This is a genomic window from Legionella stuttgartensis, assembly GCF_977063405.2.
Genome location: NZ_CDRUHA020000110.1, coordinates 201,030 through 213,765 on the forward strand (window position 1 = coordinate 201,030; position 12,736 = coordinate 213,765).

A 12,736-nucleotide genomic window follows, 5' to 3' on the forward strand; every position below is an offset into this window, starting at 1 on the left:
ACGTGAATAATCAGGAAAACTGGATAATAATTGCCCGTTTGGGCCGGCCTCATGGTGTTAAAGGTTTTGTTACGGTTCATTCCTTTACAGAACCTCGTGATAATGTTCTAAAGTATGCAAATTGGCATGCCTTTATTAACAATAAATGGCAACCAATCAAATTGTTGCGTGCTGAAGTACAAAATAAATCCATCATAGTCCAAATTGAAGGTTATCCTGAGCGTGAGCTTGTCGCTCAGCTCACTAATATAGAAATTGCAGTTCAACAGGAACAACTGGAAAAACTGGAACCTGGTGAATATTACTGGCATCAACTTATAGGCATGAAGGTGATCAACCAACAAGGAGAATCTTTTGGGAAGGTCATTGAAATAATTCCTACAGGTGCAAATGACGTGCTAGTTGTAGAAGGTAATAAAAGACACTTAATACCTTACTTACCTGGAAAATTTATATTAGATGTTGATTCCACCCAGCAGTTAATTACTGTTGATTGGGATATGGATTTTTAAGCGGTGCTTCATCTCGGAGTAATCAGCTTAATACCCGAAATACTTAATGCCTTGAATTATGGCGTTACGGGCAGAGCCATTGAGCAAGGACTAGTTAAACTCGATTACTGGAATCCAAGAGATTGGTCTTCCAGGCCCTACAGGCAAGTTGATGACAAGCCTTATGGGGGCGGCCCGGGAATGGTGATGATGTATGAGCCATTGAAAGGGGCAATTATGCAGGCACGCAGTCAAATGCCTAGTCACTGTAAAACGATTTATCTGAGTCCTCAGGGCAAGGTAATTCGACAAAATGACTTGAATCACGTGGCAAATGACAAACAACCCCTGCTCTTTATTGCCGGGCGATATGAAGGAATTGATGAGCGTATTCTTCAAAATTATGTAGATGAAGAATGGTCTCTTGGAGATTTTGTTTTAAGTGGTGGTGAGCTGGCCGCTACGGTATTCATCGATGCGATTATTCGCTTAATACCGGGGAGCCTAGGGCATCTTGGTTCAGCAGAACAAGATTCATTTATGAATGGTTTACTGGATTGCCCTCATTATACTCGACCAGCAACCATTGAAGGATTAGAGGTGCCGCCTGTTTTATTAGGTGGTCATCATAGAGATATAGAACTGTGGCGGCGAAAGCAATCTCTAGGTAAAACCTGGCTTAAACGCCCAGATTTACTTGAAAAAATACAGTTAAGTGAAACAGACAAGCAATTGCTTGCTGAGTTTAAGTATGAACACGGTGATTCCTAAAGGATGAACCAATTTGAGGAGTAGTCCATGACTAATATTATTGACCAACTGAATGCTGAGCAAATGCAAGGCAAGGAAATCCCAGACTTCAATCCTGGTGATACTGTTTTGGTTCAGGTGAAAGTAATTGAAGGTAACCGTGAGCGTTTACAAGCTTTTGAAGGTATTGTCATAGCAAAACGTAATCGTGGTTTAAACTCTGCATTCACTGTTCGTAAGATTTCACACGGTGTTGGTGTTGAGCGTGTATTCCAAACTTACAGTCCAATTGTTGACAGCATCACTGTAAAAAGACGTGGGGATGTACGTCGTGCTAAGCTTTATTATCTACGTAATTTGGCTGGCCGCGCAGCTCGCATCAAAGAAAAGTTAGCTGTTAAAAAAGCGGATTAATATTTAATCCCTGAACAAATTCCAATATCCCCGTTTATACGGGGATTTTTTTGACAAAAAAATCTGTTTTTAAAACAAACTTCCTTGATCCAGCTAATATCTTTAATCCAAAGTTTTTCTAAAAAGCAAAATCGCTGAAAATACAATGAGAACCATGAATAACAGTATGGGCCAAATATCAGGCCATAGAATGCTTAAATCGGCACCCTTCAGCATAATATTACGCGTAATTCTTAAAAAGTGGGTTAAGGGGAGTAATTCACCGATACCTTGAGCCCAAAACGGCATCCCACTGAATGGGAACAAAAATCCAGAAATCATTACTGCAACTAAGATATAAGCATTTGTTGAAGCAACAGCTTGAAATTGAGTCTTGGCAAATGCAGAAATAGCTAATCCCATTGCTAAACTTCCAATTGAGTAAGGTGCCATAATCAATAGATAAAGTAAAAAACTTCCATAAAAAGGCACTGAGAAAACAAAAAAAGAAATGATCAAGAGCATAAATAAGATTAGATAACCCACTATAAAATGCGGAATAACCTTACCTAAAATAATATTTGCAGCGCTAAGTGGTGTGATTAATAGTGTTTCAAACGTACCAACCTCATATTCAGCTGTAATTGACATCGCAGTTAGAAGCGTGAGAGTTGTAAACATCAATACAGAAATTAATCCAGGGACAATATTATATTGTGAAAAACCTTCAGGATTAAACTTGGCATGGATATCAAATTCAAAAGGTGTTTGCCGGGAAGAAAGATAATCAAAAGGACCAGACAGATCACGTTCAAACAATTGAGCTGGAAGAGCTGCGGCGGCTCGAAAGGCATTTGAAATTGCAACGGGGTCAGAAGCATCCGCTTCGATAAGTACATGGGGCTTTTCTCCCCTTAATAAATCTCTTGAAAAATTGGGAGGAATATTAATAACAAACAGTCCTTTTCCACTAAGTAACAAATTTTCTGCTTCTTTCTCAGTGTGGGCAAAAGAATTTAAGGAAAAGTATTCTGTGTGTTTAAACCCCTCTAACAATGTGCGAGTAAACGAATTATTTTCAGAGGATATAACCGTTGTTGGCAAATATTTGGGATTCGTGTTAATCATAAAACCAAATAACAAGATTTGCATTATGGGAATTAAAAATAAAAACAAAAAAGTGGAAATGTTTCGTTTGATCTGGATAAATTCCTTTTTAGCAACTGCTAGAACGCGACAGAATTCTATTTTTATCATTTATAATCTCTGCTCACCGAACGTCGAGAGCCAAACAAATACATCCTCCAAAGTCGATTCAATTTTGCTTCCATAAAAAAACTCATTTTCAATATAAGGCTTTATTGCTCTGGATAATTCCTCCTGATTTTTGCTACTTACATGGAGTGTATTATGGAATCGTAAAACTTGATCAACGCCATCAGTAGACTCTAATTGATGGGAAAGCATCGCAATATTTGTACCTTTGATCTCCCAGGTCGTCAAATTTACAGAGTTTAAAATTTCTTCAATCGTTCCTGACATAAGGGTTCGTCCATAACACATGTATGCAATTTTATTACATTTATCTACTTCATCTAAATTGTGTGAGCTCAATAATATGGTAATTCCCTCTCTTGATAATTGATGCATCAAGTCCCAAAATTCTCGTCTTGCTTTAGGATCAATATTAGCGGTTGGTTCATCCAATAATAACAATAAGGGATCATGCAATAAAGAAACAGCTAATGATAAACGTTGTTTCCACCCACCAGACAAAGTTCCTGCGATCTGATTTTTATATTGCTCCAAATCAAATTTATGCAAATATTTTTCAATTTGATTTTTTCTATCAACAACCCCATAAACTTCAGAGAAAAAAATCATATTTTCATAAACAGTAAGATCCTTGTAAAGACCAAAATTCTGCGACATATAACCAACAAGAGCCTTGATCTGGCGAGATTCGGTTACGATATCAAATCCAACACATTGACCAGTACCTGAATCGGGAGTAATTAAGCCACATAACATTCTTAAAGAGGTAGTTTTTCCTGCCCCATTTGGTCCAAGAAATCCATATATATCACCATATTCAACTTTAAGATTTAGGTTTTTGACCGCCTGATATTTATCGAATTTTTTAGTTAAATTGCTCACGTCAATAATATAATTGCTTTTATCCATAAAATACCTATTAAAAATTTGTGCGAATCTACTCAATTATTCATTATGAAACGGTTAAAGTTGCATTCCCTGTCTGGTGAATGCATATAGGGTCCTATTTTCTTCCCATAATTTTCAAAAGAATTTTTTGCAATAAAGAGGGACGACGAACGGTTATGAATTTTTTAACAAGCTCTACTTCTATAACTAACAATTCGCTATCAATTTTAGCAAAAGCATCTTCCTTTCTTTTGGTATCCGTCATAAAGCCCGAATCCCCAAACATTTGATTTATTTTAATTACAGTAGAACTACTATTTTTACTCAGAAGAACGACCTCTCCTTTGAGTAAGTAATAACAAGCATCCGTAATATCTCCTTCTTTATACAAATAGGAACCTGCCATAACCTTAATATTTTTTGCTGTTTTCACCATGGTCTGTATTTTCTCATGAGAAAAATCGCTAAAAAGATGATGGGCACGAATAAACTGAATTAAAAGAAACTCTTCACTTAACTTTTTTAAATTGGGATACTTTATTTGTGGCTGTTCCAAAAAACTTAGGAAATCATAAAGGCTAATTTTTAGTAACTCCATGGAGGTAAGCGCTTTTACTGTGGCTGTACAAAGTCCTGTATGGGACACAAATCCTTCTGATGATAAACCAATAATATCCCCTCTTTTTAATTCAGAAATACGCATAGTCTGTTTTTTTCCTAATGAATGAACTGCTCTGGTTACGTCAGCTCTTCCTGAAACAATAAGAAAAATACAATCAATTGGCTCCCCTTCAATAACAAGTAGTTGTTCTGCTTCAGCAGATTCAGGTTTTGCATATCCAATTAACTGATGCGCATTTAAACGATTCAGAAGACAGAACAAAGGATGTTGTAAAATAAGATCCTCATATGGTTCAACGTTCTTTTTCATAAATTATCTGTTCTCTCATAAGCAGTATCCTATTACCATAATAAGTTATTAATCTAACGTTCTTCTAAAAAGTAAGATTCCAAAAAAAATAATAACGACTGAAAACAAAATTATAGGCCAAGTATCAGGCCATAAAATATCAAACCCAGCCCCTTTTAACATACTATTTCGAGTAATTCTTAAAAAATGCGTCAACGGGATCGTTTGGCTTATCGATTGCGCCCAATGAGGTACGCCCGTGAATGGAAATAAAAAACCAGAAACCATAATTGCGACAAGACCATACGCGTTGGTTAATCCTACAGCAGCAAATTGTGTTCGAGTAACTGCTGAGATAGCGAGTCCTGTGCCTAGGCTAGAGATAGAATAAGGCGCTAAAAGTAATAAAAAAAGAGTCAAACTGCCATGAAAAGGAATAGAGAAAATAAAGTAGGCGATTGCTAACAATATAAATAAAAGCAAATAGCCTAAAATAAAATAGGGTATAACCTTGCCAAAAATAATATTGGCTGGTGTTAAAGGTGTTATTAATAAGGTCTCGAATGTCCCCCGCTCGAACTCTGAATTTATAGAAACAGCAGTTAAAACAGTCAACGTTGAAAAGATTAATAATGCAATTAATCCCGGTATCGTATTGTATTGAGAAATATTCTCAGGGTTATATTTAGGCTGAATATCAAAAATAAAGGGGGCCTCCCTAGAAGCTAAATAACTGAGTGAACCTTGTAATTCATGTTCAAATACTTTCGCGGGTAATTCAGATGCGGCTCGAAATGCATTTGAAACGGCTACAGGGTCAGATGCATCAGCCTCAATTAATACATGTGGGTGCTTTCCCCGTATTAAGTCTCGGGTAAAATTAGGTGGAATATTAATAACAAATAGAACTTTTCCACTAAGTAAAAGTCGCTCTGCTTTTTTTTCATCTTCAGTTATTGTTTCAATTGAAAAATAATTCGTGTTTTTTAGACCCTGTAACAAAGCACGGGTAAAAGAGGTATCCTCAGCGGTAATTACAACAGTTGGAAGATGGCGGGGATTAGTGTTAATAATCGCACCAAACAATAATATTTGAATAACTGGAATGATTATTAGCCATGAGAAAATCAAAATATCACGTCTAATTTGAATAATTTCTTTCTTTGCAACCGACCAAATACGAAGAAATTCATTTTTAATCATTTATCATCCTTGAATGAGAACTAGAACTACTAATTTTTCTCAAACAAATTTCTGAATTTTTTTCAGAAATATCCAAAAAGATAAGGTGTGTTGACAATCCATCTTCACCGGCTACGTCTCGCGACTTTTCCCTGAGAGATCCACACGAAATTTTTCCACCCTACGTACGTAGAAAGTTGAGTATATTTCATTTGAAAACATTAAGTTATATTCAAATTTCTTAAGGAACCCTCAGCATTTTCCTGCATGCTCTGATTAGTAATCAAACATTTCAGCTTTATCCTCCATTTCTGGATTCCGCGAACAAGTCGCGGAGCGTGGACTACGATGAATGATCAATGCACCTTTAATATTTTGATATGAATCTTAATCTATAATGTCGTATCGTATCTTAATATGAGCCGGACTGACAATCTATTGATCGTTACGATTTAACCTCTTATCCTAATTCAGTTCCTTTTTCACAAACAACAGGTCGCCAATGAGTGTTTCATTTCTAATACGAATTTCATTTTCTTTGGATATATATTGTCAGATGTTACTGTTTGGTGGTAAGTTTTTTTATTTCAGCCCATTGAATCGATAAATTCATTTAAGATCAAAATAATATGCAAGAATTCATTCCAAGGTGGTTGTTTCTCATCATGATTTGCACCCTGATGGTGGGCTGTAAGGAAAAGAACAATTCATTACAGGGATATGTTGATGCGGATTATACCTATATCTCAAGCCGTTTTTCAGGAAATCTTATCAGCCTTGATGCCCCAAAAGGAACTACTATTAATAAAGGGGAACTGCTGTTCACCCTAGATGTACAGCCGCAACTATCTCAGCTCAAGAAAGCTAAGGCCAATCTTACCCAGGCTTTGGCACAAGTCAAAGTAAAACAAGCCGACCTTGATTATCAAAGTACATTATTGGCTCGTTATCAAAAACTAATAAAATCGGGCGGGGTCAGCCTGGAACAACTTGAAGAAGTTAAAAACAATTATCTTAATGCTCAAGCATCATTAATCTCCCAACAGGCATTAGTCGAATCGTCAATGGCAGAATTAACACAAGCAAAATGGAGTGAATCAAACAAAAAGAAATACTCTTCAATTTCAGGCTACGTTTACGATACCTATTTTACTGTTGGGGAATTAGTATTATCAGGTCGTCCTGTATTATCAATTGTTAGCCCTGAAAATCTAAAAGTTATTTTTTATGTTCCTGAGCCTTTATTATCAAAATTAAAATTAAAAAATCAAGTCACCATCAGCTGTGATGGATGTAAGGACACGTTCCTTGCAACCGTGAGCTATATTTCTTCAAAAACCGAATATACCCCCCCTTACATATTTAGTGAAAGTTCCAGAACAAAATTTGTTTATCGAGTCGAGGCAAAACCAGTCAAAACAGCATTTAATTACTTACATCCCGGACAGCCGGTTAGTATCAACTTGATTTTATAATCATTAACAGCGAGTCATTTCGCTAATTAATGATGTTAATCATTTATATAAGAAGACCAAATGCAAAAAATTTATTTATTTTTATGCACAATAATCCTTACAAGCTGTAAGGTTGGACCTAACTTTCATGCACCAGATGCTCCCAAAACGACCCAATATAATAATGGGCCTGCGAACACTAAAACAGTCGGTGCTCATAGTCGGGCGGGCCAACCACAACAATTCAACTTTAAAAAAAATATATCCAGATCATGGTGGGAACTATTTCATTCAAAAGAATTAAATTCATTCATTGAAAAAGGATTACAAAATAACCCATCAATCGCAATGAGCAAAGCCAATTTGCGCAAAGCACAAGCCAATTTGCTTGCTGAAGCAGGGCCAAATTTATTCCCTACTGTGGATACCCAATTTTTAGGAAGTCGTGAAAGAAATAGCTTACTTGCCACAGGAATTAATCTTACACCTACCCCAGGAACAACGCTTCCATTTTCCTCAGTAAATACATTTGATCTCTACAATGCCTCGGTTAGTGTAAGATATAATCTCGACTTATTTGGCGGTAATCGCCGGCAGTTAGAAGCTCTAAAAGCAGCAATTGATTATGAGCGCTTTGAATTGGAGGCCACTTATTTAACTTTAACCGCAAATATAGTAACAACCGGCATCACGATTGCATCGTTGCAAGAACAGATTTCAGCAACAAAAAAGCTTATAGCATGTCAAAAAAAACTGGTGGAATTAGAACATAACAACTACATTCTAGGACATACCTCCAGAGTAGACCTACTTAACAGTGAAAATCGACTTAAGGAAACTCAAGCGCAACTCCCTATCCTCAAAAATGATTTGGCTAAAAAACATAATGCTCTTGCAGTGCTTACCGGGTCATTACCAAGTGAAACAGAACTTTTTGACTTTACACTGCAAAATATGCAATTACCTATCGATCTGCCAGTTACCCTTCCTTCGCTTCTGGTCAAACAAAGACCGGATATAAAATCCTCTGAATCATTATTGCATAAAACAAGTGCTGAAATAGGTGTTGCCACTGCGAATCTCTTTCCTAAATTAAATATAGGTGCTACGTATGCATGGTATTCCACTGCACTGAGTACTTTGTTCAATCCTGCAAATAATGTATGGAACTATGGCGGGCAAATAGCACAAACACTTCTTAAAGGTGGAGCATTACGTGCAAAACGCAAACTTGCCATTGCCGCATATGATTATGAATTGGCACGGTATAAAAAAGTCGTACTCGAAGCCTTTCAGCAGGTAGCAGATGTATTACATGCTCTGGAATTCGATGCTGAGTTGTTGCGTGAACGGGCAAATGCAGAAATAAACACCCACGAACATTTTAAAATAGTACGCATGCAATACCAACTCGGTAAAGTAAACTATTTGTCTGTATTAAGGGCAAAAGAATCCTATTTAAAAATCCATTTAAAAGTAATTCAAGCTGAAACTGCTCGTTACAATGACACTGCAGCGCTATTTCAATCACTAGGTGGCGGATGGTGGAATAAGGCATAGATGCCTAGCGTTTTTTAGCATGAAGCTCGTATTCAACCCCTTTTCTTTCTATAGTTGGAGAAGTACGAAGTTTCGCTAAATTTAATCTCATTAACATTGTGATATAAAACCACCCCAAATCAAATTCGTTTTTTAGAAAAGAAAGTTTGGCAGATGCAGGATTGTTATGATGGTTATTATGTAATTCCTCTCCATTTAACAAAATACCTATACGCATTAAATTACGCGAATTATCCTTAGTATCAAAATTTCGATAACCCCATTTATGAGTCAGGGCGGCAAATGCTCCAAATAAAACAGTAGTAATTGCAAGAATATTTAAATCCCACATGACCATCCCCCACAATCCAAAAAGCACGATGTATAACGCTAAAAAGATGACCAATCCTAAAGATTGAAATTTAGTAAAAAGAAATTTCTCAAGTGCATCATTATCTGAGATAGTGCCATATTTTTCTATTAACGATGATGGACTGCATTGAGCACAAATTTCAAATCCACTTAAAAATAGATTAAATGTTCCCTTATATAATGGACTGTGTGGATCAGCAGGTAGATCTGCTTTTTGATGATGTAATCGATGAATTGAAACCCATTCCGCTCGATTTAGTCCGGTAGCAAGCCAGAGCCAAAAACGGGAAAAATATCTTATAGCCGGTGCAAGTTCAACGGAGCGATGTGTTTCGCATCGATGTAAATAAATACTGAAGACAATCATCGTTATATGGTAAACAATAAGGCAAAATATTAATTTTCCTTCCCATCCCAGGTTCCACACCCCATGAATCAGAATTTGATTGTTAAACAAAAGGCAAAAAAGCAAATAACCAAAAAGAAATGAGGATACGAATAAAACGTCTTTAGATAATATCCTTTGATTTGCTATCTTCATTACAACCTCTCAACCTAACACTTAGATAAATCCATTGATTTATTCCTTATGTTTTGAAAACACTATTCCGTATTTACATTTTTTTCGCCTAAAGCCTTTATGACTTCATTACCTCTCCTTAACTCCTGTGGAACTTTATTAAGATCATGAATAATTTTAACTTTATCTAAAAAACATAATAAATAATAAGTAATATCTATTTGCCACCAGCGAAATCCCTGGCTTGTTGAGCGTGGATAATAGTGATGGTTGTTATGCCAACCTTCCCCCATAGTAATTAAAGCCAGCAGAAAATTATTACGACTTTCATCTCCTGTCTCAAATGTTTTTGTGCCCCATACATGGCATAGGGAATTGATAGAAAAAGTAGCATGGAAGAGGGCGATTGTTGAAATAAGCCCCCAAACAACTAACTGCAGACCATCAGTTTGTAACTGAGGATAATAATTTGCTAAAAAACTACCGATAAAATAGAGAATGAACAGTACGCAAATAGGGACCACATTATCATAACGATTCAACCAACATAATTCCGGATATTTTGCAAAATCCTGTACCGCTTTGTAGTCTGTTTTAAAATTGTCTGAATAAAAAATCCACCCGACGTGACTCCACAATAGACCATGTTGAAGGGGGGAATGAGGATCTTGTGATTGTTCTGTATATCGATGATGATGGCGATGATGACTTGCCCACCAAAGTGGTCCTCGTTGTACCGCTGCAGTGCCTATTACAGCGAAAATAAATTGCCAAAACCGATTCGTTTTAAAGGTTTTATGTGAGAAATAACGATGGTAAAAACCAGTTATCGCAAACATTCTAAAAAAATAAAGGAACAGGGCTGTAACAATAGCTGTAAGACTCCATCCCACCCAGAACACTGCCAAACAACACAAATGCAGAAATATAAAAATGAAAACACGGGCCCAGTGGATCGTACCTTGCTGTAAATGGTTCTCTTTAAGACTCGTATCAAACCATCCATGTATGGAGAACATTAACGATTTGAATTTCATTTTCACCTCGACAATGAAAATTCGTTATCTATAAGAAATATGAGATAGGAATGAGACCTTGATATTTTCGATGAAGTTTGAGCATCTCGTTCATTTTATAAAATGAACAGGCTTTGTACATCAGATGAAAATACAACCCTCAGAACTACAGCATAAACTCCGCATCCAACCTGCATCAGACATCTGCCATAATGTTTAAGTGTAGCAAACCCTCATCATTTAGCACTACATATTGGGCAAAAAGAACAAAAAATTACCAAATCTTAACTAAAGCTTACTTATTTTACCGGCAATGGGATTAATTCTTGGAAAAAGGTTGCGGATTTTTATAGTAAGTCGACAATTTTTTTGCCATCCATCCATTATCAGGAAAAGTAGTTCCAGGTACTTCCCAAACTCCTGTAGCAAAAGCACCCGCCCCCCACAAAATTGCAAATATGTGTGCATCAACTGCCTTTTTTAATTGCTCGTTATTATTATGAGCCCAATTAAAATTGTTTAATGTCAAACAACGAGTCGCATTTTTTCCAGCACATAAGCTATACCCTTTAGGTAAATTAGGAATATCTAGATTAATCCAGGATGCTGTATTGCTTAAATCACGTTGTAACTTTGAATCACCGAAAAAATATACCGGAGCAGAACCTTCTTCATGTGCTTCAAGAAAAGGTTCGTCCTGTGTAGGGATATGGGCCGCAGGTATCTGCCATAACATTGCAGGTATATAGCTTTTTCCTGCTTGTTTTCCCAACCCTTCACTAATTTGTTGCGTCATTGTTAGGAAATTTTTCCAGGCGGCATCATTATAAAATGTTGCCTGATTAATGAGTAAATTTGGAAATTTACTACTGTAATCATCGGCACCATATCGATCAAAATAAATAAAATCAGGTTTGTACTTACTAGTGAATAATTCAAAACTCTTTAAATCAGCCAAAACCTTATCCACATAAGGCTTCACAGCAGTTGGCCCCCGATGAATCCACCACCCTCCTTCTGGCACTGCAGAAATATTTTCATGAACTCCGAGAGCTACATGAGGTCCAAAATGTTTAGTCATCCAGTTTTGAGCCTGTAACCATCCATTAAAATTATCTGAGAAATCAGGGATGTCATGACTTGGGGGTACGGTACTACAAAGAGGCATCACATACTCGTTGATACAAGTAGCAAACGCTTGTCCAGCAGTATAATTATCTGTTTTAGATTTGAGCCAAAGCAATAAATCAGTCGGAGTACCATTGATTGTTACCGGTTTATTGTCCCATCCATAAGTGCAAGTAGGCGTACTAGTAGGATTAAAATTAACTTTTTTACCCATCATACAATAAGCGTTAGAAACTGCCTGACCTACTGGGATGTATAAGGATTTAACTGCTTCGATACGATTTGTATTTCCTAAGTAACCCAGCATATCTGGATTTAATAAAATAGTGCCGTACGTTCCGGTATTACTATAAGCATTTGCCTCTAATGTTTTAGACAAAAACATTAGATTAAAAAAATGTTTTGTTAGATCTTCTAAATTAGTAACGCTATCCGGATTCCAACCACCACTTAATTGCCAGCCGTATTCAACTAACACAGGATTAACAGCATGGCCAGTCTTGCTTTTTATATTTTTAGCCATGTTAATCATGTTCCAAATTTTATAAGGAGTTTCTATTTTTCCAGGGTCACCATCGCCACCCGCACCATTATATGTAAATACAGCATCGACACGAATATTAGTCGGCTCTTGCGGGGCACCATTCGTTATAGCTCCCATAGCTAGGTAGCTTGGCCAACCAGGGATAAGAGAATTGCCTATATTTTGGCTATAGGAAAAGGAGGATAGTAGACTTATTGTGGAAATAATCAAAAAACTAAAACTCTTTTTTTTCATTGTATAGTTCCTAAATTATTCATCAGGCTGGAAAACGATG

At 36.6% G+C, this 12,736-nt stretch carries 12 protein-coding genes; 5 read left to right on the forward strand and 7 right to left on the reverse strand.

The window, feature by feature from the left end:
- The first annotated feature begins 2 nt into the window (after window positions 1-2).
- From rimM to rplS, 3 genes are read left to right on the forward strand one after another with little or no spacing between them, the layout of a single operon-like run.
- Window positions 3-512: a ribosome maturation factor RimM gene (rimM, locus tag ACWTEW_RS37015; RefSeq protein ID WP_454782985.1), complete on the forward strand. Its 510-nt coding sequence runs from the start codon at window positions 3-5 to the stop codon at window positions 510-512.
- A gap of 3 nt (window positions 513-515) precedes the next feature.
- A complete protein-coding gene (trmD, locus tag ACWTEW_RS37020; RefSeq protein ID WP_454782986.1) occupies window positions 516-1,262 on the forward strand; it encodes a tRNA (guanosine(37)-N1)-methyltransferase TrmD in 747 nt (248 codons plus the stop codon).
- 27 nt (window positions 1,263-1,289) lie between these two features.
- Window positions 1,290-1,655 carry a 50S ribosomal protein L19 gene (gene rplS, locus ACWTEW_RS37025; protein ID WP_454782987.1) on the forward strand — a complete coding sequence of 122 codons (366 nt, stop codon included), beginning with the start codon at window positions 1,290-1,292 and terminating at the stop codon, window positions 1,653-1,655.
- A gap of 102 nt (window positions 1,656-1,757) precedes the next feature.
- Here the strand turns inward: rplS and ACWTEW_RS37030 are convergent, their stop codons facing one another.
- The 4 genes from ACWTEW_RS37030 to ACWTEW_RS37045 form a co-directional block, all read right to left on the reverse strand.
- Window positions 1,758-2,891 (reverse strand): ABC transporter permease, encoded by a 1,134-nt coding sequence (locus ACWTEW_RS37030; RefSeq protein ID WP_454782988.1) that lies wholly within the window; start codon window positions 2,889-2,891, stop codon window positions 1,758-1,760.
- The gene (locus ACWTEW_RS37035) at window positions 2,892-3,818 is read right to left on the reverse strand and encodes an ABC transporter ATP-binding protein (protein ID WP_454782989.1); all 927 of its coding nucleotides are present in this window, start codon (window positions 3,816-3,818) and stop codon (window positions 2,892-2,894) included.
- Between the two features lie 94 nt (window positions 3,819-3,912).
- Window positions 3,913-4,728, reverse strand: a complete 816-nt coding sequence (locus ACWTEW_RS37040) for a cyclic nucleotide-binding domain-containing protein (RefSeq protein ID WP_454782990.1) — start codon at window positions 4,726-4,728, stop codon at window positions 3,913-3,915.
- A 48-nt stretch (window positions 4,729-4,776) separates the two neighbouring features.
- Window positions 4,777-5,910, reverse strand: coding sequence for an ABC transporter permease (locus ACWTEW_RS37045; protein WP_454782991.1), 1,134 nt, complete (start codon window positions 5,908-5,910; stop codon window positions 4,777-4,779).
- A gap of 608 nt (window positions 5,911-6,518) precedes the next feature.
- Between ACWTEW_RS37045 and ACWTEW_RS37050 the strand changes: the two genes are divergently transcribed.
- Window positions 6,519-7,364 carry an HlyD family secretion protein gene (locus ACWTEW_RS37050; protein ID WP_454782992.1) on the forward strand — a complete coding sequence of 282 codons (846 nt, stop codon included), beginning with the start codon at window positions 6,519-6,521 and terminating at the stop codon, window positions 7,362-7,364.
- A gap of 60 nt (window positions 7,365-7,424) precedes the next feature.
- Window positions 7,425-8,903, forward strand: coding sequence for an efflux transporter outer membrane subunit (locus ACWTEW_RS37055; RefSeq protein WP_454782993.1), 1,479 nt, complete (start codon window positions 7,425-7,427; stop codon window positions 8,901-8,903).
- A gap of 4 nt (window positions 8,904-8,907) precedes the next feature.
- Here the strand turns inward: ACWTEW_RS37055 and ACWTEW_RS37060 are convergent, their stop codons facing one another.
- From ACWTEW_RS37060 to ACWTEW_RS37070, 3 genes are all read right to left on the reverse strand, one after another.
- Window positions 8,908-9,795 (reverse strand): acyl-CoA desaturase, encoded by an 888-nt coding sequence (locus ACWTEW_RS37060; RefSeq protein WP_454782994.1) that lies wholly within the window; start codon window positions 9,793-9,795, stop codon window positions 8,908-8,910.
- 62 nt (window positions 9,796-9,857) lie between these two features.
- Window positions 9,858-10,811: an acyl-CoA desaturase gene (locus ACWTEW_RS37065; RefSeq protein ID WP_454782995.1), complete on the reverse strand. Its 954-nt coding sequence runs from the start codon at window positions 10,809-10,811 to the stop codon at window positions 9,858-9,860.
- A 298-nt stretch (window positions 10,812-11,109) separates the two neighbouring features.
- Complete coding sequence (locus ACWTEW_RS37070; protein ID WP_454782996.1) at window positions 11,110-12,696, reverse strand: hypothetical protein; 1,587 nt, start codon at window positions 12,694-12,696, stop codon at window positions 11,110-11,112.
- Window positions 12,697-12,736 lie beyond the last annotated feature (40 nt).